21 protein-coding genes are annotated in these 21,677 nt (G+C 37.9%); 10 read left to right on the top strand and 11 right to left on the bottom strand.

All coding sequences use genetic code 11. The features are described 5' to 3' along the window. Window positions 1-104 precede the first annotated feature (104 nt). Window positions 105-416: a YwdI family protein gene (locus HNR27_RS00685; protein WP_429338421.1), complete on the top strand. Its 312-nt coding sequence runs from the start codon at window positions 105-107 to the stop codon at window positions 414-416. A 13-nt stretch (window positions 417-429) separates the two neighbouring features. Further along, window positions 430-798, top strand: coding sequence for a DUF423 domain-containing protein (locus tag HNR27_RS00690; protein ID WP_212920311.1), 369 nt, complete (start codon window positions 430-432; stop codon window positions 796-798). Here HNR27_RS00690 and HNR27_RS00695 read toward each other — a convergent pair. From HNR27_RS00695 to hemQ, 4 genes are all read right to left on the bottom strand, one after another. After that, window positions 793-1,044: a hypothetical protein gene (locus HNR27_RS00695; protein WP_212920312.1), complete on the bottom strand. Its 252-nt coding sequence runs from the start codon at window positions 1,042-1,044 to the stop codon at window positions 793-795. The genes HNR27_RS00690 and HNR27_RS00695 overlap by 6 nt on opposite strands. Window positions 1,045-1,133: 89 nt before the next feature. Beyond that, on the bottom strand, window positions 1,134-1,592 hold the full coding sequence (gerQ, locus tag HNR27_RS00700; protein WP_212920313.1) for a spore coat protein GerQ: 459 nt from the start codon (window positions 1,590-1,592) through the stop codon (window positions 1,134-1,136). Window positions 1,593-1,620: 28 nt separating this feature from the next. Further along, window positions 1,621-2,043 (bottom strand): cell wall hydrolase, encoded by a 423-nt coding sequence (locus tag HNR27_RS00705; protein ID WP_429338422.1) that lies wholly within the window; start codon window positions 2,041-2,043, stop codon window positions 1,621-1,623. Between the two features lie 273 nt (window positions 2,044-2,316). Further along, window positions 2,317-3,066 carry a hydrogen peroxide-dependent heme synthase gene (gene hemQ / locus HNR27_RS00710; RefSeq protein WP_429338423.1) on the bottom strand — a complete coding sequence of 250 codons (750 nt, stop codon included), beginning with the start codon at window positions 3,064-3,066 and terminating at the stop codon, window positions 2,317-2,319. A 287-nt stretch (window positions 3,067-3,353) separates the two neighbouring features. On the opposite strand from hemQ, the gene pta reads away from it, so the two are divergent. After that, window positions 3,354-4,325: a phosphate acetyltransferase gene (gene pta, locus HNR27_RS00715; RefSeq protein WP_429338424.1), complete on the top strand. Its 972-nt coding sequence runs from the start codon at window positions 3,354-3,356 to the stop codon at window positions 4,323-4,325. A gap of 75 nt (window positions 4,326-4,400) precedes the next feature. Here pta and HNR27_RS00720 read toward each other — a convergent pair whose 3' ends face one another. Further along, entirely contained in the window at window positions 4,401-5,258 is an 858-nt protein-coding gene (locus tag HNR27_RS00720) for a lipoate--protein ligase family protein (RefSeq protein WP_429338425.1), read from the bottom strand. Between the two features lie 97 nt (window positions 5,259-5,355). Here HNR27_RS00720 and HNR27_RS00725 point away from each other — a divergent pair, with 97 nt between their 5' ends. The 3 genes from HNR27_RS00725 (at window position 5,356) to HNR27_RS00735 (ending at window position 7,751) form a co-directional block, all read left to right on the top strand. Beyond that, the gene (locus HNR27_RS00725; RefSeq protein ID WP_212920318.1) at window positions 5,356-6,660 is read left to right on the top strand and encodes an HD domain-containing protein; all 1,305 of its coding nucleotides are present in this window, start codon (window positions 5,356-5,358) and stop codon (window positions 6,658-6,660) included. Continuing rightward, entirely contained in the window at window positions 6,660-7,163 is a 504-nt protein-coding gene (locus tag HNR27_RS00730) for a YwgA family protein (RefSeq protein WP_212920319.1), read from the top strand. Before HNR27_RS00725 ends, HNR27_RS00730 begins: the two co-directional genes overlap by 1 nt. 75 nt (window positions 7,164-7,238) lie before the next feature. Continuing rightward, window positions 7,239-7,751 carry a YwhD family protein gene (locus tag HNR27_RS00735; RefSeq protein WP_429338426.1) on the top strand — a complete coding sequence of 171 codons (513 nt, stop codon included), beginning with the start codon at window positions 7,239-7,241 and terminating at the stop codon, window positions 7,749-7,751. A gap of 643 nt (window positions 7,752-8,394) precedes the next feature. On the opposite strand, the gene dltD is transcribed toward HNR27_RS00735, so the two are convergent. The 6 genes from dltD to HNR27_RS00765 form a co-directional block, all read right to left on the bottom strand. Continuing rightward, on the bottom strand, window positions 8,395-9,570 hold the full coding sequence (gene dltD / locus HNR27_RS00740) for a D-alanyl-lipoteichoic acid biosynthesis protein DltD (RefSeq protein ID WP_429338427.1): 1,176 nt from the start codon (window positions 9,568-9,570) through the stop codon (window positions 8,395-8,397). Then, window positions 9,567-9,800: a D-alanine--poly(phosphoribitol) ligase subunit 2 gene (gene dltC, locus HNR27_RS00745; protein ID WP_212920322.1), complete on the bottom strand. Its 234-nt coding sequence runs from the start codon at window positions 9,798-9,800 to the stop codon at window positions 9,567-9,569. The genes dltD and dltC overlap by 4 nt, the downstream gene beginning before the upstream one ends. Before the next feature lie 212 nt (window positions 9,801-10,012). Next, on the bottom strand, window positions 10,013-11,179 hold the full coding sequence (dltB, locus tag HNR27_RS00750; RefSeq protein ID WP_429338428.1) for a D-alanyl-lipoteichoic acid biosynthesis protein DltB: 1,167 nt from the start codon (window positions 11,177-11,179) through the stop codon (window positions 10,013-10,015). Continuing rightward, entirely contained in the window at window positions 11,176-12,696 is a 1,521-nt protein-coding gene (dltA, locus tag HNR27_RS00755) for a D-alanine--poly(phosphoribitol) ligase subunit DltA (protein WP_429338429.1), read from the bottom strand. Before dltA ends, dltB begins: the two co-directional genes overlap by 4 nt. A gap of 111 nt (window positions 12,697-12,807) precedes the next feature. Further along, window positions 12,808-12,954 carry a teichoic acid D-Ala incorporation-associated protein DltX gene (gene dltX, locus HNR27_RS00760; protein WP_244853447.1) on the bottom strand — a complete coding sequence of 49 codons (147 nt, stop codon included), beginning with the start codon at window positions 12,952-12,954 and terminating at the stop codon, window positions 12,808-12,810. A 524-nt stretch (window positions 12,955-13,478) separates the two neighbouring features. Continuing rightward, window positions 13,479-15,533, bottom strand: coding sequence for a transglycosylase domain-containing protein (locus HNR27_RS00765; protein ID WP_429338430.1), 2,055 nt, complete (start codon window positions 15,531-15,533; stop codon window positions 13,479-13,481). Window positions 15,534-15,727: 194 nt separating this feature from the next. Between HNR27_RS00765 and HNR27_RS00770 the strand changes: the two genes are divergently transcribed. The 4 genes from HNR27_RS00770 (at window position 15,728) to HNR27_RS00785 (ending at window position 21,549) form a co-directional block, all read left to right on the top strand. Continuing rightward, a complete protein-coding gene (locus HNR27_RS00770; RefSeq protein WP_212920326.1) occupies window positions 15,728-16,156 on the top strand; it encodes a YwiB family protein in 429 nt (142 codons plus the stop codon). After that, on the top strand, window positions 16,153-17,823 hold the full coding sequence (gene argS / locus HNR27_RS00775) for an arginine--tRNA ligase (protein ID WP_429338431.1): 1,671 nt from the start codon (window positions 16,153-16,155) through the stop codon (window positions 17,821-17,823). The genes HNR27_RS00770 and argS overlap by 4 nt, the downstream gene beginning before the upstream one ends. 310 nt (window positions 17,824-18,133) lie before the next feature. Next, window positions 18,134-20,242, top strand: coding sequence for a (Fe-S)-binding protein (locus HNR27_RS00780; protein ID WP_429338432.1), 2,109 nt, complete (start codon window positions 18,134-18,136; stop codon window positions 20,240-20,242). 119 nt (window positions 20,243-20,361) lie between these two features. Then, window positions 20,362-21,549, top strand: a complete 1,188-nt coding sequence (locus HNR27_RS00785; RefSeq protein WP_429338433.1) for an acetyl-CoA C-acetyltransferase — start codon at window positions 20,362-20,364, stop codon at window positions 21,547-21,549. Window positions 21,550-21,677 lie beyond the last annotated feature (128 nt).

Here is a 21,677-nt window from a genome sequence, read left to right on the forward strand (position 1 = left end):
CACTATTTGTCTGTGAATAGAAGATCACACCGAATTGCTTCCAGTTGACCGTGGAATTCGGTATGATAGTACCATATGAGATAAAGTGAAAGAGGAGTGTCAACATGGCAGTTGCAAATGAAACCATTCTCATAAAAATGATGCAAGAAATACAGCAGGCAAAGGACAGTCAACACCAGCAAGAAAAAATGCTTAAACATATTGAAAAAATTCGTTTGCTTTGTGATTTGTTTTTAGAAGAAGACAGGAACGAGGGTTTAATGGAATCACCAAAGGTGAATGACATCACTGCTGCTGAACTTAAGGCTATGCTTGGTGTAGATAAATCAACTGGAACTGGATCAGCACAAACGTTTAAGAAATCCATTGACCTTGATGAAGAGGATGGGAATGGAGAATCAATTTTTGATTTTTAAGGAGTGGAAGTAATTGAAGTTATTTTTAATTCTTGGGGCAATAAATGGATTCTTAGCAGTTGCTCTTGGTGCTTTTGGTGCACATGGCTTAGAAGGGAAACTAACAGAAAAAGCGTTAGGTACGTGGGAGAAGGCCGTAACCTACCAAATGTTTCATACGGTAGCACTTTTTGTTACGGGGTTAATCGGAATGAAAATACAATCCGGTAGTCTGAACTGGGCTGGGTGGTTGTTCTTCATTGGTATTATCCTTTTCTCTGGAAGCTTATATGTATATTCTACTTCTGGAATCAAACTATTTGCTATGATTACACCTCTAGGTGGCGTTTTATTTCTAATTGGTTGGGTGGTTCTTGGTTATACAATTATAAAGTTCTTATAAGAGGATTAATAAAATTGTTACAAATAGAATTAATAAGATGGAACGCAATAGTTGTTTCACACCGTGTATTTGATTTTGCATATACAGAGCAATAAGTCCATCACAAATGAGACTAGCAGCAACTAGAAATAAGCCAAGGATGATAAGTAAAAAGACACCTTGTATTAGAGCAATAAGACCAAAAAACACTGCCAATCCAATGGCAACTAGTTCGCCACGAATAAATTTTTCGTATGGATGTCGCATGAAATCGCCTCACACGTTATAGGTAGAATTTTTATGTAAAAAGGATGGTACAACAAGCCGGTACCATCCTTATTGCTTCTAGAAATTAATTACCTTGGAGAATAGCTTGCTAATTGGCTGCCTCCACTTCCGCTAAATGGATAGGTATAATTGATTTCCTCATCGAACGTTACATAATCAAGATAAACCATTAATAATAAGTATCGTCTTCCAGTTTGAGGATCACTAATGATGAGATGGTCTCGACCAGCTGCTTCAATAACGCCTCTGAATACCTTTGCATTCCATTCTGGGTTATTTTCAAACGTCATGTAAACTGTTGCCATTTTCCCACGGTTTAAGCGTAATATATTTTCAATATATGATTGTTCTGCTGGTAACATTCCTGGGACATTGATGGTAGTTGAAGTAGGTGCTTGTGTTGGCTGCCCAGCAAATTGGCGATATGGATATGCAGGATAGTAGGCTGGGGAAGATTGTGGGAAATAGTAATAAGGATTTTGCCCGAAATTTGGGTTGTGCTGTGCATTTCCTTGGTTGTCTGACATAATAAAACCTCCTAAATAAATATTTTCCCTAAAATACTGAAGGACAATCTGATTGGGTAGGGGAATAAAAACAGTGAGACTTAAACCTTCCACTATTCCACTGATTAAACCACTGGGCAGGACAATTCCCCTGCGGTTTAAAAAACCATAGTGAATTAGTTGCAGGGTGGAATCTTTCCCCATTTATTGTTCTGCGAGCTAATCGTTTTTCTGACTCTCTCGCTCGCTGATAAAAATAGCCCTTTTGTGTTGCTTCAAATCCCCCTGGGTTTTGAAAAACCATTTGATTCATTGTGCGAATATCTTTAAAATCTAAGCAATTAGCAAGAATCCGGTTAACTCCTACATTTCCGACCATTAGCATTCCGAGTTGGCCTTCCCCTTCTGCCTCTGCTCGCATTAATCGTGCTAGTAAGTCCACATTCTTTTCTGTAAATGCAATGACAGCCATGGGTACACCTCATTTCATTCCAAGGTCTACTAAGATTATATGTATGAGTAGGCGGAAGGTGATATGCCTATAGAATTAAATTAGAAAAAATTTAATGTTAATGTGAAGCGTATGTATGGGGAGTACGTTTTTATAGCGAATTGTTAGAAAAGACAAGGAGTATTAAAAGTTGAGTTGGCAATCTTTATCTAAGCTCGACAAATTGTTAGCTTCTACTACAATACGAAAAGCAAAGAGACTTCCTGTCTAAATAAGAAGTCTCTTGTCCAATACTTAAATCTCCAAGAAATTTGCGATTTCTTCTTTCTTAAGAATGTTACCGACAAAAAATTCACCGAATTCACCATAACGAGAGCTAACTTCATCAAAGCGCATTTCATAGACAATTTTCTTGAATTGTAGTGCTTCATGAGCGAATAAAGTTACACCCCATTCCCAGTCATCAAGGCCAATAGATCCAGTGATAAATTGCTTCACCTTACCAGCATATTTGCGACCAGTTTTACTGTGCTCATAAAGTAATTTTCCTCGAACATCTTTTTCTAATGTATACCAGTTTTCATCGCCGACACGACGTCTGTCCATAGGATAGAAGCAAACATGCTCCCATTTAGGAAGTATAGGCTTTAGGCGTGCTTGAGTTTCTGGCAATGTCTCTGGGTCAATGCCATCCTTCATTGGGCGATATTTGGATAGCTCAATAACGGATACATACGAATGAGCTGGAATTAAGAATTCACCAATCTTAGATTTGTTTAGCTCTGTTTCAAGATCATTTAACTCTTCCATTGTTGGGCGTAAAAACATGAACATGATGTCTGCTTTTTGTCCAACTATTTTATATAAGGCATGGGACCCATTCTTTGCTTCTTCTACAGCATCCCACTTGTCCACTAATGCTTCAAAGCTAGCAATTGCTTCCTTTTGCTCTTCTAGCGTTGCTTTTTTCCAGTAGCTCCAATCTATTGTGCGAAAGTCGTGTAAACTGTACCAACCATCCATTGTTTCAACAGCTTCAACCATAAGTATCTCTCCTTCATGTTTGTTATTATATGTAAACTATATCACAATTAAATCCCATAATCATGGGATAGGTCTTATGACCAAAATCATTCAAAATACTTATGTATCAAGGATTTTGTCGTTTTAATGGTCGTTTGTCACGATATTGTCATTTCTATATAAGTCCCTTTTACTTTCATTCGACAGGTAAATACACTATCATAAAATATGTTTTCTAAACGATATTATGTGCAACTTTTGTAGATTTTTGCTACATATTAAGAACATAGCATACATGGAGGTTAAAAATGAGTAGCTTATTTGATCAAGTTAAAGCCAATGTAATTGGAAAAAATAAAACGATTGTATTTCCTGAAGGATTAGATGAAAGAATTCTTCATGCTGCAAGTAAACTAAATAAGGAAAATGTCGTAACGCCTATTTTAATTGGAAATAAAGAGGCGGTTGAAGCGAAGGCGGAAGAATATCAGGCTGATATTAGTGGAATCACTATTTTAGATCCGAACAGTTATGAGAAATTTGCTGAGATGGTTGCCCAGTTTGTTGAACGACGTAAAGGAAAGGCAACGGAAGAAGATGCACGTAAAATCTTACAGGATGAGAACTACTTCGGAACTATGCTTGTCTATATGAATGAAGCGGATGGGCTTGTAAGTGGTGCAGCACATTCTACAGCTGATACCGTAAGACCTGCACTACAAATTATAAAAACAAAACAGGGCGTTAAGAAAACTTCTGGTGTATTCATCATGGAACGGGATGATGAAAAATATGTATTTGCTGATTGTGCGATTAATATTGCTCCAGATAGTAATGATCTAGCTGAGATTGCTGTTGAATCTGCTGCAACTGCGAAGTTATTTGGAATAGATCCTAGGGTTGCGATGCTAAGCTTTTCTACGAAAGGTTCTGCAAAGTCTCCGGAAACGGAAAAGGTTGTCGAAGCATTGAAGCTTGCTAAGGAAAAAGATTCCTCATTAATTATTGATGGTGAGTTTCAATTTGATGCAGCATTTGTTCCAAGTGTAGCAGCAAAGAAAGCGCCTGATGCAGTTATAAAAGGGGATGCCAATGTTTTTATTTTCCCAAGTCTTGAGGCAGGCAATATTGGGTATAAAATTGCTCAACGCTTAGGTGGATTTGAGGCAGTTGGTCCAATCCTACAGGGACTGAATAAACCAGTTAATGACTTATCTCGTGGTTGTAACGCAGAAGATGTTTATAATTTAGCATTGATTACTGCCGCACAATCACTTTAAACGGAAATGCTTGTAACAGGAATTCGTTACAAGCCTCCTTTTTTAGATAAAGCAAAAAGAAGCTTAATGCAATTCCTAAGCTTCTTTTTGTTTTTCCGATATTTTTTCATTTCGTTTAACCATCTGTTCATACCGCTTTTCAAATACGTCCAATTCCTCTTCTGAAAACGGGGTTTCGACAATATCACCTAACTCCTGCAAAGCTGCTACAACTCTGCTTTTTATATTACTTATTGTCAATTTCCGCCCAGTAAGCTTCGACAATGATCCCATCACCTCAGGATTTACATGAGGATATGTGAATTTTGTCTCTTCACCCTTGAGGCTAATTTGATAAAAATCCCGAATTAACGAGGCACGCTCAAAACTGTCACCTTCCACATCTAGATAAATTTGTATGGCAGCCCCATCACGTACTCTTCGCTGGGATATTCCAGCAAACTTCTTTCCGTTAATGCTAAGATCATAATCTCCAGGGCAATAGGATTCGACAATTTCATATGCTTTTATTTCTGTTGTTATATCCTGTAGCATATGCTTAACAAAATGCACCATCGCTTCATAGCAATCATGAATCGACAAATGCTTTACACCTGGTAGTATAAGGGATAGATTGAGGACACCACTGTCTAGTGCTACTGCAAGTCCACCTGAATTTCGTACAACTACATGGTAGCCATGACGAGCGAATAATTTTACACCTTCCTCTATATAAGGAAGTTTAGCATCTGGTATCCCTAGAACAATTGTTTTAGGGTGCAACCATAAGCGTAAAACTGGTGGGGATTTTTCTAGACTTACAGAAGTCGCTAGTGCATCATCAATAGCAAAAGAGGTTACAGCAGTATTTTTCACATGATGAAAATATTCTAGATTGGTGTGGTCGATAAAACGAAATGTCGATTGTGTCACAATTTCCTGCCAGCTTTTCATTGTAGTCTCCTTTTAAGTTCGAAACATGTCTTTTTTCACTTGACTATCTATTATATAATAATAACAAAATCGTCGAATAGAAACGAGTTGAACCATCGTGACTTATAAAAATGAACAACTACATGAAGAGAAGGTGTTTAAGGATCCAGTACATGCCTATGTCCATGTACGTGATCGAGTTATTTGGGACTTGATTGCAACTCCAGAGTTTCAACGCCTTCGTAGAATAAAACAGCTTGGAACGACCAATATTACCTTCCATGGTGCCGAACATAGTCGTTTTAATCACTCTCTTGGCGTTTATGAAATTGTCCGTCGAATTATATATAATTTTCAAGGTAGACCCCATTGGAATAATGATCAGCGCTTACTCTGCATGTGTGCGGCGCTATTACATGACTTAGGACATGGTCCTTTTTCCCATTCCTTTGAAAAAGTTTTTAAGCTAGATCATGAGTATTTCACGCAACAAATCATTTTAGGGGATACATATGTTAATAAAGTGTTAGAGCGTGTAAGTCCAGGGTTTGCCCAAGAGGTAGCAGATGTTATTGCTAAAACCCATTCAGATAAACTTGTCGTTAGCTTAATATCAAGTCAAATAGATGCAGATCGTATGGATTATCTGCTTCGTGATGCATATTACACAGGGGTAAGCTATGGTCATTTTGATATGGAACGGATTTTACGAGTCATGCGCCCTATCGAAGATCAAGTAGTGATCAAATCGTCTGGTATGCATGCCGTAGAAGATTATATTATGAGTCGTTATCAAATGTATTGGCAAGTATATTTTCATCCTGTCACAAGAAGTGCAGAGGTCATTTTAACGAAAATATTACATCGAGCAAAGCAACTCTATGAATCTAACTATCAATTTAAATTGCAGCCAACTCACTTTCTTACTTTCTTTTCAGGTGATGTTTCCTTAGAAGAGTATTTGAAGTTAGATGAATCCGTTGTCCACTACTATTTCCAGCTTTGGCAAGAGGAGGAAGATGAGATTCTTAGAGACCTTTGTGAGCGATTCATGAATAGACGCCTCTTTAAATATGTTGAATTTAATCCGAATAAACAAATAGGTGATTTAATGCGGCTTATTCAGCTGTTCAAGGATGCAGGAATCGATTCCGATTATTACTTAGTAGTTGATTCATCTTCCGATTTGCCGTATGACTTTTACCGTCCGGGTGAAGAAGAAGAGAGGCTCCCAATTCATTTAGTAATGCCAAATGGTACATTAAAGGAGTTATCTAGGCATTCAGATATCGTTGAAGCCATTTCAGGTAAAAAAAGAACAGACCATAAATTATATTTTCCTAAAGATATGATATATGCCATTCAAGATGAGGAAATTAAACAAGATATTATAGGAATTCTATTTAGTAAGGAGAGAATATAATGCTGGATAACCATGCTAAATTAATGCAGTTTTTTTCCGAAGCCGAGGAGGTCACAGGCAGAAAAAAACTACAAAAGATGATATATATCTTACAATCATTAGGTGTTCCATTTGAGGAGAAGTTTCAGTTTCATTTCTATGGACCATATTCTGAGGAGCTTTCCTTACGTATAGAAGAATTATGTAATTTAGGATTTATTCATGAAAAGAAGGAAGTGAAGAGCAACTATTTCCAATATCATTATTCCTTAACAAAGGATGGAACAGCATTTTTACAACAATTTTCAACGAATTTACCAGATTGTACAAAGATGATTACTAGATTACAGGAGAAGAGCTCTCGTTTTCTGGAACTAGTGTCTACCATGCTTTATTTTCGAGAACTACCTAAGCGTGAGGTAGAAGAAAAGGTTCATACCGTTAAGCCAAAGCAAAATTATAGTGAAGATGAAATGGCAGAGGCATGGCAGTTCATTTCTGAGCTTTCGAAACAGGCTCACTAGGGTTGCCTAACGTGAAATTGGTTAGCTAGCTATGCTACAATAGAAGATAAAGAGTTTTGAATAGGAGGCTAGTTAATGAGCGGAGATCAATCTTCAGAAAATAAGAATCGGTTTACGATAATCAAAGATGATTCGAATGATGGACATGGGGGCTATGGAGTTGGTGCTATTAGTCTAGAGAATATGTCGTCTATTATTGTGGACCCAAATGAAAATAAAGCATATGTGGATATGGGGGCCATGCACGCACGAAGCGATGTAGAAAGACGTGTCAAATTTCAACCAGATAAGTCGTTAGTTCCTGATGGAAAGCTTTACTGGATTGTATGGGTAACCGTCGAACGTAATGAAAACGGACCTTATTATGCAGGTGTTGCAGGAAGTGAAATTCGAGTTGACCGTCCAAATAAAATTGCCTATAAATCAATGCCAGAGCATGTTAAACATATGGAAAAATCATTGAAGGGCCATGTGATTGTTGAACATATGGATGAGCAATCAAGACACCTTCTCCGCAACTTCTTACAGGAGTTTAATCCCGAGATGTGGAACAACTCAAGTGAACAGTTGAAGGAAGCTTTGGGCTAAGCTGAACGTTAAAGAGGCTGGGACATAACAAAGAGATTTATTCTAAAAACGAACAATGGCCAAATTAGCTTCGGAAATATACGTAGACTCCTGCGGGAGGAGAGGCATCGGTGAGACCCCGGAGTGCGTAGCACGAGGAGGCTCACCAGCCGCCCACGGAACGCGAAGTATATTTCCGAAGCGAGTTTACGCTGTAACTATATGAATTGTTCGATTTTTATTTTCAAATAAATTCTTTTGTCCCAGCCTCTTTTTAATGGATAGGAAATTATTAAATTATGTGATTGTAGATAGTTTTGTGTGGAAAATGGCAATTAACAGTTTGTTATAGGGTGATAAATTAAATCTTAATAAACATTTCAACGGATGTATGACACATTCTAATCATAGTATTAAAAGCTTTAAAGAATCCGCGTGGAGAATCAATTCGATGTGGGTTTTTTGATTTCGGTTATGCAATTCATGTTTTCGTTAGTAGTTACAAATGACAAGGTGATCACACAGGATATTGTAATAACAAAAAAATCCCGCAAACGATTGCGGGATTTTGCTCATGTCTTAACATTCCAATGATTAGCCAAACTAGCCAAAAAGGATTTCTATGGTAGGTTTCGCAATAATAATTTATTGGATAAATCATGTCCTACCGTTTCCAATGTTCTATCAAGGCTTGATCCACGTAAACCCAGCCCTTCCAGGCAATATGCATCGGATCTTTTAAAAAGTAAGGGTCATATTCATGTCCTGAAAAGTCAGCAACAGGAAATCCGGCTGTTTCTACCTGATCAACGATGGATTGATAGAATTCATTACGCACTTCTATTGGAAGTCCAGCATAATCGTACCATAGACCATTAATCGGTAAGGAGATAAAAATAGGGTCTGCTCCTTTATCCTTGAAAAGATCTAGTACCATTTGAAAGTCTTGATACTCTAAAGATCCCGAAAAAGTTGCGTTCTTCTTATAACCCTTTAACTTAGCTTCTATTGGAGCGTAGTTATGATTGTAGTAATCATTATCCATAAAATATGGGTTGTTATTTGCACGTTCTTTTCCGTAGTTGCTTGCTTCCTCTAAAAGTTCTTCCCAAGATTTATTTCTTACTAAATCGTTATCTTGATGGTGGGCTCTATTGGGAAAACCGAAGGCAGCATAATATAAATCCTTCTTTTCTAATAGTTTCTTTTTCATATAGGCTAATGGTCTTACAAGTTTTGCTTTCCAATGATGTTCCTTTGAAGGTGATATTTCGTCTTCATATAACGTAGTCAAAATAGTATCTCTTTTGACTACATCAAATTGCAGAATACGGCGAATCGCTTCCCTCTTCAATTCAGGATCAATCGTATCATTGAAGGCTAAATTGTACGCTTTTAGCATCGAATAGTTTGGTTCAAAATGGGCATTATCAATTCCTTCTGTTATAAACCATTGTGGAGAGACGATGAAAGCAATTTTCTTCCCCTTTAATTGATCAGCCTGGGATGCAAGATCCATAAAAAGTATTAGTGATTGTGTTCCACCACGTCCAATTAGAAAAGGTGTATAATCCAAATTATTGGCTTCCGCAAAATTGGATGGGTGAAATGGGTCGAAACGAGAAAGCTCTGAAGATCCATAAATCGGAAAATACTTATCATCTGCGAGCATTCGGCCTTGTAAATAGTCTCCTTGAAACATTAATGGACTCAAACTGGTTGCTGCTTGCTGAACTTTTTTATCTGAAATAAAATACTCAAGCCAACGATTGGGAAAGAATAAAAAAACGAAAAATAAGGAAACCGCAATGAAGAGCGGTACAAAAGAGTACTTCTTCATGCGCGATCAGCTAATTCCTTTGCAATTTTATTAGGAGTATTCCACTCCTCACGGTTAAACTCTGTAATTGGAACACTTATCCCAAACCGTTCCTCTATCTCTACAAGCAATGTAATTGTTCCAAATGAATCAAGTAATCCAGCTTCAAAAATATCCATGTCCAATTCTTCTTTTACTACATCATCCTGACAAACCTCTGCTAATAAATCATATACATCTTGTTTTTCCATAGTTGTTCATTCTCCTTTATCGTTGTTTTTTCTAAGTTAAAGTTTGATATGGAATACCTCTAAAAAGTGTTTTAAATACGCCCACGGGAGGAGAGACATAGATGAGATTTCGCATCTTGGAAAGAGCGAAGAGTCTCAATAGCCACCCGTAAAAGGCGGAGTATAAATTGCTGCTCCCTTTAAATAACGGGAACGAATAGAGTAACAGTAAATCAATAAAATAAATTCCCTGAAAAAATATAAAATCCAAAACATACGAAATGGAATGTGATGATGACTGCTACAACATGTGTAAATTTATTTTTCGGCCATACTTTATGCTTTTTATTCCAACGGTCAAAAAAGTCAAAACCAATGATTAAACATGCATGGTACAAGCCGTATACGATGTAATGTGGTGCAAGGCCATGCCAAACACCCATGAGTAAAAACAACATCAAATAGCCTAAATTTGAAATGGTAACACGGTTCTTAATCCATTTCTTTTTGGTCATCCAAAAGGCAAATCGCATATAAACATAATCCCTAAACCAAAATGATAACGTCATATGCCAGCGATTCCAGAAGTCTTTAATATTTCTACTGATAAATGGTAGATGAAAGTTCTCCGGTGTTTTAATTCCCATGATATAGCTAATACCAATTGCAAAAGCACTGTATCCAGCAAAGTCAAAGAATAAGTACAAACTGTAGGAATACATATTCAATAAGTGATACTGTACTGGATGCAATTCAAAATAATGGGTTTCTAGTAATTGCACGATAATATAAAAATGAATCAAAAAAGCAATTATAAATTTATAGAGAAAACCACGGAAAATCTTATTGATTCCCAAGTATAAGTATTCACGGTAGGCCTCTTTTGTCGGTACGGTATGCACATCCTTCTGAAATCTACGCCACCTGTCAATTGGGCCTGATGATAGGCTTGGGAAAAACAATAAAAAGTATAAGAAATCTGCTAATGGAATCTCACTCTTTATGAGACCATCTCTAATCTCCATTATCATTTGTACTGCTTTAAAGGTAAGATAGGATACTCCCAAAAAACCAAATAGATGATTAAGCCCTAAAATTGGTAGTACTTTTACTAGAATTAGAGGCATTATCGAGGCAATAATTCCTATACAAAATATTGCAGTACTATTCGCTTTTTTTCGGTATGCTATATATCCTTTTACTAATACCACTTGCCATATAGTGAATATTAGTAATGAAATTGTTCCAAGTAAGCTATTCGCAAAGATGATTGCCAGCATAATAATCGTAACAACCATATTATATTTCCGAGAGGCTTTCCCTTGAAGCCCCATAATAATAGATGGGATTAATAGAATCCCAACAATAAAGAAAAAGTAAAAGGATTCAAAAGGTATCATGCTAATACTCCTGTAGCTAATAGTTTACGGTCAACCTTTCCGTTTGCAGTCATTGGTAGTTGATCCAAATAAGTGAACTTTCTTGGAATCATATATGCCGGGAGTAGGTTAGACAGCTCTTTGCGAAGTGCGGCGGTTAATTGGTATTCCTTTTCGAAGGAGTGCTCATTTGTTACGATATAAGCCGTCAAATAATCCACCTTTTCTTCACGATAAACGGGCTCCACAATACATGATTTCACATAATTAGACTGAGCAATGCTGTACTCGATTTCTTCCAGCTCCATACGATACCCGTGAACTTTTACCTGAAAGTCTAATCTTCCCAAATAAAAATACAGGCCGTCTTTTTTGTATCCAGCATCACCGGTTCTATAGGCTTGCTTATTATTCATGATTCCAAAGGACTTTTCTGTTAATGCGGGACTTCCAAGATAGCCTTTGCTAACACTTGGGCCAAGAATAATCAATTCACCCTTTTCCCCTTCTGCAACAGGCTCCCCATTCTCATCCACAACAAGTAGCTCTGTATCCTGTTTACAATGTCCGATAGGGAGGACTGTATGCGAGTCTACTATTTCCTTCGTTATTTCAAGTTTAGTAATGGCCACAGTCGCTTCTGTAGGACCGTACAAATTAAAAATACGGGCATTAGGAAAGCGCTCCTGTAGCTGATTGACCAAATTTACCGGGAGAATCTCACCGCAAAAGAGAAATGTCCTCAGATTCGGGAGAAGCTCTTGCCTAAAGTTTGGCTCCATTAAGCATAGCTGGGCAAATGATGGCGTAGAAGTCCAAACTTCAATATCAGATTGACTCAAGCTTTCAAAAAGCACTTTTGGATTGGCAACCATCTCTTTCGTTACCGCAAATAATGTTCCACCTGAACATAAGGAAGGATAGAGATCCATTACGGATAAATCAAATGAAAATGGTGCTTGATTAAGGAAAGTCTGCTCACGTTCGATTGGGAAGTCCACTAACATCCAATCTACGAAACTACTAAGGTTATTCGCTGAAATTTGTACTCCCTTTGGATTACCGGTACTTCCTGATGTGTAAATGATATAGAAATTATCATTACCCAGCACCCAATGCTCCGAGCTTGGTTTTTCCGCGTCTTCTATGAGAAGCTTCTTAAGCTCCATTTCTTTTATAATCTTAATGGGATGATTAGTAAAAATTTCACAGCTTATATCCTCTGTTGCGATTAAAAATTCCGCCTGGGAACTTTCAATTATTTTATTAATTCGTTCGAAAGGAATGGAAACATCTACTGGAATATAAGGATGACCAGATTTCACACTGCCAAGAAACGAAATAAGTACTTCTGGTTTCATGTGTCCATAGACGATAATTGGGGACTTAGCTTGGCTGGATTGATTTAATAAATATGCAGCCAATTGGTCAGACTGTTCCCACAGCTCTCCATATGTTATCGATCTATCTTCACTCTTAAAAGCAATTTTTTCGGAATAGCCTATCGAATTTTGTTGGATTGCTTTTAGTATGTTCATATTCTCTTTACCTCTCTTTTTCTCTAATGCATGTTCAATAAGGACTTAGTTGGTCATTTTGATAGGATAAGAATCCATGTATCAACTTCAAGGCCCTTTTTTGCACTCACTTTAAAATTCATTATAAATAAATGGTCCAGCATTCATATCGTGGAATCCATAAATGAGTACAAGTAAAATTAAAATGACTAAATAATATAAGGTCTGACCTGTCATTTTTGCAAACGTGTTGTCAATTAATGTTCTTACGACTTTCAACCAATTGTTCCCCTCTCTTTTCACAATCTCCTAAAACATAATAGCACTATTTGTTTTCTTTGAATCATCTTTTTTGAAAAAAATGTCGTATTTACATGAATATAAGACGTTTCAACTGTTAAAAAGGTTTCACATCTTTGTAAAATATGTCATTAAATTGTAATTTGTCTATGATTAGTAAGAAAAATTGATTCTCATATTGAAGGGGTGCTTAAATCTTCCTAAATAGGGAAGTGGAAATCTATTTCCAATTCTTGTTAGGGGATATTCACTGACAGTTACTGCTAAAAAAGTGAACAAATTGTGTCTGAAAAGTGAATCTTTAGCTAAAATCTTGTACTTTACTTAAGAAATTTGTAAACTTAGTAATACATGGGCTTACTCATGTATTACTAGGACAAAAAAGAAGCCGACGACATGCAAGCTGGACACTTGCTGTACGTCGGCTTCTTTTGTTTTCTAAATAGAACCACAACCAAAAGTTCAAAAAAACCTAACTAAAATTCAATAATGATGCATCTACTTTAGTCAAAAAACACCTCAAACCATCGTTGGAACAGCCCTTTTTCTTTCTTTTCCTTCTTCTCTTCGTGCTTTATTTCTTCTCCATTATAATGTTCGGAACAATGGAATTCTGGCTCGGTTCCCTTTTCAAAGAACATGACGGTACTTGTTGGACAATGTGGCGTAGCCCGTAGTCCTGTTTTTGGATCAATAGGAATAGCAACAAGACCTTCTGGTGCTTCAAAATGTTGCTTTGGTAAATCTTTATGTGCTTTTTCCATAAGATCAGCCCATATAACTTTGGCATAACCACGTTCTTTCGTGGATGTAATCGTCCGGTTGTCATCAAAGCCAGTCCATACTCCTGTTACAAGAGATGGACTAAAGCCTATCATCCAGTTGTCTGAATCGGTTGAGCCAGTTTTTCCAGCGTAGGTCCTAGATAGTTTGTCCGTAATAGAAATACCAGTAACAGACGTATAGCCATTTAAATCCGCATCAAACATCCCTGTCATCAGCTGGGTGAGAATATAGGCTTTTGGAGGATCTAGGACTAATGATTTCTTGTTGTTTTTTCTCTCATAGACCGTTTTGCCAGTTCGATCAACAATTTTTTCAATCGTGTGTCCGTTTATACGATATCCTCCGTTGGCAAGTATTCCATAGGCGGAAACCATCTCTTCAACGGTAACCGCTGCTGTACCTAAGGCAAGGGATGGTACAGCAGGGAGCTTACTTGATATGCCGAATTTTTTTGCTGTTTCCACTAATGTTTCTTCACCGAGATACGTATTCGTCTTCACAGCGTAAATATTATCAGACAGTGCAATAGCCTGCGCTAATGTAATTGGTTCATTTGCATAATAACCATTAAAGTTGCTTGGTTGATATACATTACCACCTTCAATTTCAAAGGAAGTTGGCTTACTCATGAGCTTGGTAGTAGCTGTGTAACCGTTATTTAATGCAGCGTAATATAAAAAGGGTTTAAAGGATGAACCAGGCATCCGTTTTGCTTGTATAGCTCGGTTATATGGACTATCCTGATAGCTACGTCCACCGGCGAGGGCACGAATCGCACCAGTTGCTGGATCCATGACAACAGCTCCAGTTTCAATCTCGCTAGTTTCCGGAATGGTAGCTGCAATACTTTCCTCTAAGTATCCTTGCATGGCGGAATCCAAGGTTGTGTATATCTGATAGCCACCAGAACGTACAGATTCAAGGTCAAGCTCCAGTCTCTTTGCTGCCTCATTTAAGACAGTATCTTGAAAATAAAGCCCAACAGTTAACGATTTTCTTTCTTTTTTTGTTACATAGTGGAGATTTTCTTGACTAGCTTTCGTGTATTCTTTGTCAGATATAACATTTTCGTCATGCATAATGGTTAGAATATGCTGCTGACGGCTGTTTGCCTTTTCCTGATTATTAAATGGTGAATAGTAGGTTGGTCCTTTGGGGATTCCTGCAAGCATTGCTGCCTCAGCAAGGGTTAATTCATCTGCTGATTTATTAAAGAAATGGTTACTTGCAGCCTCTATCCCATAAGCACCGTGGCCATAGTAAACGGTATTTAAATACCCTTCTAGAATTTCGTTTTTGGAGTAAAACATCTCAAGACGAATGGTGTAAAATGCTTCCTTAATTTTTCGAGTCCAGGTTTTCTCAAAAGAAAGATAAAGATTTCGTGCATATTGCTGGGTTAGCGTGCTAGCACCTTCTTTTAACGACATGGTTTGAATATCCTTTATGATTGCACCAATAATGCGCTTTACATCAAAACCATAGTGCTGATAAAAGCGTTGATCCTCAATCATGAGAGTAGCATCAATGATGTGAGGAGACATTTCATCTATATCTACCCAAGATCTGTTTTCAAAACCATCCTCTTCACCGATTACTTCGCCATCCTTATTATAATAAATAGTGTTTTGGTCTGCTGAAAGATTTGGTGGACCAAGTAGGAAAGCAACCAAATAGACTAAAAGTACAGCAGATAATAAAAAAAGGATTGAGCCAACAATCATCTTTAGAATTATCCCTTTGATTCTGTTTCCAATACATATCTTTTTCATATTTGCCTACTCCGTTTGATTATGTCGTTTTTTGTCAAGTAATACCATTATGGGAAAAGTACGAACGAATTAAACTGGAATATGTATATTTTTTGCCCGTTCATCGACTAAACGAAAAAACTATTTTTATTGAAATACCTCTTTACAACTCGCTATAATAGAAAAATATGATATGAATTGGAAAGGCGACCAAGATGGAACAAGTTTTAATAACATTACATACCCGAATTATGGATGATGGGGAAGAAGAAACTTCTCAGAATACCTATAGGGGCCATTATTATGAGAAGAATAATCTTGAGGTACTGTCATTTGAGGAGAAAACGGAAGATCAGTACCTCATCAAAAGTTTAATAACAATTCAGCCTGAAAAGGTTACTATCAAGCGTTCAGGACTAATTTCGATGAATCAACAATTCCGTAAAGACCAAATTACGGAAAGCATTTATACACATCCACATGGTCATATGCGGATGGAGACCTTTACGAATGCCATTACCTATCAAGTGGATGACCAACAAACTAGGGGTCAGCTTAAAATAGATTATACGGTGAAATTGAACGGACAAGAGGAGCGTCATCATATGTTAACGCTCACCTATCAAAAGGAGGACATACAATGAACGTGTTGGCACAAACTGAAATGAAGGTAAAAGAACAGATTAAAGCATCTGTACTGAAAGCGGGATTAGCTACCGAACAGGAGCTTCCAGATATTATCTTAGAAAAACCAAAGGATAAAGCGCACGGAGATTTTGCTACGAATATTGCTATGCAATTAGCGAGAATTGCTAAAAAAGCCCCTAGACAAATCGCTGAGGATATTGTGAATAATTTAAATCAAGATGCAGCCTCTATTGAAAAGATTGAAATAGCTGGACCAGGATTTATCAATTTCTTTATGAAAAATGACTTTTTAACTGATCTTATACCGACAATATTAGAAGCTGGAACGGAGTATGGTAAGACGGATTATGGGCATGGACAACGTATTCAGGTGGAATTTGTTTCGGTAAATCCCACAGGAAATCTACATCTAGGACATGCACGTGGTGCAGCATTTGGGGATGTTTTATGTAATGTTCTTCATGCAGCAGGCTATGCTGTAGAGCGTGAATATTACATCAATGATGCTGGAAATCAAATTGATAATCTAGCTCTTTCGGTGAATGCACGTTATTTGCAGGCACTTGGGCAGGAAGCAAGCATGCCTGAAGATGGTTACCATGGTCAGGATATTGTAGAAATTGGGAAAAGGTTAGCTGAAGAACATGGCGATAAATGGGCAAATAAGACGGAAGAAGAACGATTAGCTTACTTCAAGGAGTATGGACTTGAATATACATTAGGTAGAATTAAGAAAGACCTTGATGATTTTGGGGTGCATTTTGATAATTGGTTCTCCGAGCGTAGTCTATACCAAAATGACGAAATTGCTGACGTGTTAAATAAGTTAAAGGCTGGCGGATACATCTATGAAAAGGATGGAGCAACCTGGTTCCGTTCCACAGATTTTAATGATGATAAAGACCGTGTACTTGTAAAAAATGACGGTGCATTTACTTATTTAACACCAGATATTGCTTACCATCAAAACAAACTAAACCGTGGGTTTGACAAGCTGATTAATGTATGGGGTGCAGATCATCATGGCTATATTCCACGAATGAAGGCAGCAATCCAGGCGCTTGGTTATGAAGCGGATAAATTAGATGTTAAAATCATTCAAATGGTAAATCTATTTGATGGTGGCGAAAAACTTCGCATGAGTAAACGGACAGGTAATGCAGTATCTTTAAGGGAGCTAATGGATGAGGTAGGGATTGATGCTGTTCGCTATTTCTTTGTAGCCCGTTCAAATGACACGCAACTTGACTTTGATGTTGAGCTTGCACGCTCCGAGTCCAACGATAACCCTGTTTACTATGTACAATATGCCCATGCTCGTATTTGTACGATGTTAAAGCAGGCAGAAAATAAGGGCATAGAAATTAAGCAATCCTTTGATCCATCCTTATTAACATCGGAAAAAGAACTTGATTTATTGAAGAAAATGGGGGATTTTCCGCGAGTAATTGTCGATGCAGCTGAGAAGCATGCACCACAAAAAATAACCCAGTATGTATTTGATTTAGCATCATTATTGCATAGCTTTTACAACGCTGAAAAGGTTCTAGATTCGGAAAATGTTGCACTTACCAATGCAAGAATAGCTTTAATGAAGGCTGTGCGGATTACCCTTGAAAATGGATTGAAGTTAATTGGAGTAAATGCTCCAGAAAAGATGTAATTATTTAATGAATAAAAAGGGACCTGTAATAAAACTAGGTCCCTTTTTATTCACTTGTAAGTATTTTATATTGAAAACGCGTCATATGTATTATTCCCAAAAAGCATTATACTGACAAATAATAAATTATAGTCATAGCATTAAAAACTGGTTGACTGAATAGTCATTCATAATTTATAGTAGTAGTTGAAATACTGTTTTTTATTTTCGGAAAAATGGAATCGCTATCATTTTTTGGTGGAAAGTAATTCAGAGGTAGTAATAGAATAAATTAGGACAATGAACTTCAGACAGTCAGGAGGATCAGCTGATGGAAAATCTATTCTTATTGGTGAACACATTAGTATTTATTGCCATAGTTCTCTATGCACTTTACTTGTTTGGTAGAGTAATAGCAACACGGGTAGCCTACATACGGTTAGGTAGAAAATCAGAGTTTGATGGTGATATTAAGGAACGAGTAAATCGAATAGTTAAGATTGTTTTTGGTCAATCCAAGCTACTAAAGGATAAAAAATCTGGGATTATTCATGTCATGATGTTCTACGGTTTTATTCTCGTACAGTTTGGAGCAATTGACTTCATCGTAAAAGGGATATCACCTGGTAATCACCTGCCATTTGGGTTCTTATATCCTGGCTTTACTTTTTTCCAAGAAATTGTTACCTTGACCATTTTAGTAGCCGTCATCTGGGCATTTTACCGCCGTTATATTGAAAAGCTGGTCCGTTTAAAGCGCGGGTTAAAAGCTGGATTAGTATTGATCTTTATCGGGACATTAATGCTTTCTGTATTACTAGGAAACGGAATGGCGCAAATTTGGCATGGGGAAGCTGCTACATGGACAGAACCAGTTGCTAGTTTGATAGCTACTATTTTTGGATTCATATCTCCAACCTCTGCGATGGTTGTTTTCTTTATTGCATGGTGGATACATAACCTTACATTATTAACGTTTTTAGTCTATGTTCCACAATCCAAGCACGCACACCTAATTGCAGCACCAATTAATGTATTTTTAAGTAAACGTGTGCCTGGCAAATTAAAAAAGCTGGATTTCGATATCGATGAAGAAAGCGAAGAAGAGGTTTCATTTGGTGTTGGTAAGGTAGAAGACTTCGAACAAGTTCAAATGATTGACTTTTATGCTTGTGTGGAATGTGGTCGTTGTACAGATGTTTGTCCAGCAGCGGGTACTGGGAAGATGCTGTCCCCGATGGATTTAATGATAAAAATACGTGACCACTTAACAGAGAAGGGTGCGGCTATTACGGGTAAAACACCTTGGGTACCTGCTTATGCATTTGCGAGTACTCAAGGTAATCAACTAGCCAAAACTACTAGAAACGAAGCTGCAGCAACGATGGAAAACATTAGCCTAATCGGTGATGTTATTACAGAAGAGGAAATTAATGCCTGTACAACTTGTCGTAACTGTGAAGATGCATGTCCTGTCATGAACGAGCATGTCGATAAAGTTATCGATTTACGCCGTTATCTTGTGATGACAGAAGGGAAGATGGATTCTGAGATTCAACGTGCGGTTATGAATATTGAGCGTCAAGGAAATCCTTGGGGATTATCTAAAAAAGACCGTATTAAGTGGCGTGAAATTGATGAGTCTGCCTACATTCCTACAGTGAAGGAACTGAAAAAAGAGGATAAAGATTTTGAATACTTATTTTGGGTTAGCTCTATGGGGTCATTTGATGCACGAAGCCAAAAGATTGCTATTGCTTTTGCAAAACTAATGAACCAGGCAGGTGTGAGCTTTGCTATTTTAGGTAATAAAGAGGCAAATTCTGGAGATACGGCTAGACGTATTGGTAATGAATTTTTATTCCAAGAAATTGCCGAGCGAAATATTAGTGAATTTGAGAAAAATGGCGTGAAAAAGATTGTGACAATCGACCCACACGCATATAATATTTTTAAAAACGAGTATCCTGACTTTGGCTATGAAGCCGAGGTTTACCATCATACACAATTATTGTATGATTTAGTTATGGAGGGTAGGTTAAAGCCTACAAAGGCGATTAATGAACGCTTAACATATCATGATTCCTGCTATTTAGGAAGATATAATGGGGTTTATGATCCGCCACGTGAAATTTTACGCGCAATTCCAGGATTAGAGCTTGTCGAGATGGATCGCAGCCGTGAAAATGGCATGTGCTGTGGTGCTGGTGGAGGTCTAATGTGGACAGAGGAAACCACTGGTAACCGAATCAATGTTGCGCGTACAGAGCAAGCGCTTGCGGTGGAGCCAACGGTTATCTCTAGTGCTTGTCCGTATTGTTTAACGATGTTAAGTGATGGAACAAAGGCAAAAGAAGTAGAAGAGGATATTAGTACAATGGATGTAGCAGAGATTCTTGCTCTATCCGTTTTAGTTGAAGAAGAAGTAAAGACAGCTTAAATTGATAAGGGGGGTTCTAATGAAATGACCCCTCTTATTTTCCAAATAGGCATCGAGCGAGCGTTCAATCGTAGAGAAATAGAATTTTAATAACACTAACGTTAGAGGAGGAAAATGGAATGAAAAAATCTGTTATAGTTTCAGGAGCTAGAACTCCCTTTGGTAAGTTCGGTGGCGCATTAAAACCATTGACAGCAGCACAACTTGGCGGTAAGGCAATTAAAGCGGCAATCGAGCGAGCAGGTGTCGATGGTTCAGAAGTTGGAGAGGTTATTATGGGGAATGTCCTACAAGGTGGTCAAGGTCAGCTCCCTTCGCGTCAAGCAGCAAGAGAAGCCGGGTTACCATGGGACGTAAAAACAGAAACAATTAATAAGGTATGCGCTTCTGGGTTACGTAGTGTAACACTTGCAGATATGCTAATTCGTTTAGGAGAAGAAGATATTATTGTGGCAGGTGGCATGGAGAGCATGAGCAATGCTCCATACATTTTGCCAGATGCACGTTGGGGAAATCGCATGGGTGACAAACGTGTTGTTGATATGATGGTACATGATGGCTTAACCTGCTCCTTTACTGGTGTACACATGGGAACGTACGGCAATGCAACAGCAGAGGAATTTAACTTAACACGTGAAGCCCAGGACGAATGGGCATATCGCAGCCATATGCGAGCTATTCAAGCGATAGACGAAGGGAAGTTTAATGAAGAAATTGTTCCAGTCGAAATACCACAACGGAAAGGCGAACCGATTGTAGTGAATCAAGACGAGGCGCCAAGAAAAGATACAACGGTAGAGGTGCTAGAAAAATTAAAGCCGGCATTTGATAAAGACGGTACCATCACGGCAGGAAATGCGCCAGGTATTAACGATGGTGCAGCAGCATTTGTCATAATGTCCGATGAAAAAGCGGCAAGTCTCGGCAAGAAGCCTATGGCTACTATCCTAGGTCATGCTGAGGTCGCTGTCGAAGCAAAAGACTTCCCGAAAACACCAGGAATCGTTATTAATGCGTTATTTGAAAAAACAGGCTATAGCAAAGATGATATCGACCTATACGAAATAAATGAGGCTTTTGCAGCAGTATCATTGGCAAGTAGTGTAATTGCGGATTTAGATCCTGAAAAAGTAAATGTAAACGGTGGTGCAGTTGCACTTGGTCACCCAATTGGAGCAAGTGGAACCCGCATTATCCTAACACTAATTCACGAATTAAAGCGACGTGGAGGCGGACTAGGAATTGCAGCAATTTGTAGTGGCGGTGGTCAAGGTGATGCCATATTGATTGAGGTACCAGGGGAATAATCCTTTGTTGATCTGGAACATACTCATGGTTTAATATTCACCTATTCTAGTAGGGCTCCAGTGCAAGCTTAGACACATAGTTCGTGAGTATAAACAAAGTCTAATAATGCTAACTTAATACATTTTAG

It is taken from the genome of Ornithinibacillus bavariensis (assembly GCF_050433565.1).
Classification (GTDB): Bacteria; Bacillota; Bacilli; order Bacillales; family Amphibacillaceae; genus Ornithinibacillus; species Ornithinibacillus bavariensis.

Coding starts and splice junctions, on each gene's coding strand:
- HNR27_RS00685 (WP_429338421.1), top strand. CDS start 105: ATGGCAGTTGCAAATGAAACCATTCTCATAAAAATGATGCAAGAAATA.
- HNR27_RS00695 (WP_212920312.1), bottom strand. CDS start 1,044: ATGCGACATCCATACGAAAAATTTATTCGTGGCGAACTAGTTGCCATT.
- gerQ (WP_212920313.1), bottom strand. CDS start 1,592: ATGTCAGACAACCAAGGAAATGCACAGCACAACCCAAATTTCGGGCAA.
- HNR27_RS00705 (WP_429338422.1), bottom strand. CDS start 2,043: ATGGCTGTCATTGCATTTACAGAAAAGAATGTGGACTTACTAGCACGA.
- hemQ (WP_429338423.1), bottom strand. CDS start 3,066: ATGGTTGAAGCTGTTGAAACAATGGATGGTTGGTACAGTTTACACGAC.
- pta (WP_429338424.1), top strand. CDS start 3,354: ATGAGTAGCTTATTTGATCAAGTTAAAGCCAATGTAATTGGAAAAAAT.
- HNR27_RS00720 (WP_429338425.1), bottom strand. CDS start 5,258: ATGAAAAGCTGGCAGGAAATTGTGACACAATCGACATTTCGTTTTATC.
- HNR27_RS00730 (WP_212920319.1), top strand. CDS start 6,660: ATGCTGGATAACCATGCTAAATTAATGCAGTTTTTTTCCGAAGCCGAG.
- HNR27_RS00735 (WP_429338426.1), top strand. CDS start 7,239: ATGAGCGGAGATCAATCTTCAGAAAATAAGAATCGGTTTACGATAATC.
- dltD (WP_429338427.1), bottom strand. CDS start 9,570: ATGAAGAAGTACTCTTTTGTACCGCTCTTCATTGCGGTTTCCTTATTT.
- dltC (WP_212920322.1), bottom strand. CDS start 9,800: ATGGAAAAACAAGATGTATATGATTTATTAGCAGAGGTTTGTCAGGAT.
- dltB (WP_429338428.1), bottom strand. CDS start 11,179: ATGATACCTTTTGAATCCTTTTACTTTTTCTTTATTGTTGGGATTCTA.
- dltA (WP_429338429.1), bottom strand. CDS start 12,696: ATGAACATACTAAAAGCAATCCAACAAAATTCGATAGGCTATTCCGAA.
- HNR27_RS00765 (WP_429338430.1), bottom strand. CDS start 15,533: ATGAAAAAGATATGTATTGGAAACAGAATCAAAGGGATAATTCTAAAG.
- HNR27_RS00770 (WP_212920326.1), top strand. CDS start 15,728: ATGGAACAAGTTTTAATAACATTACATACCCGAATTATGGATGATGGG.
- argS (WP_429338431.1), top strand. CDS start 16,153: ATGAACGTGTTGGCACAAACTGAAATGAAGGTAAAAGAACAGATTAAA.
- HNR27_RS00780 (WP_429338432.1), top strand. CDS start 18,134: ATGGAAAATCTATTCTTATTGGTGAACACATTAGTATTTATTGCCATA.
- HNR27_RS00785 (WP_429338433.1), top strand. CDS start 20,362: ATGAAAAAATCTGTTATAGTTTCAGGAGCTAGAACTCCCTTTGGTAAG.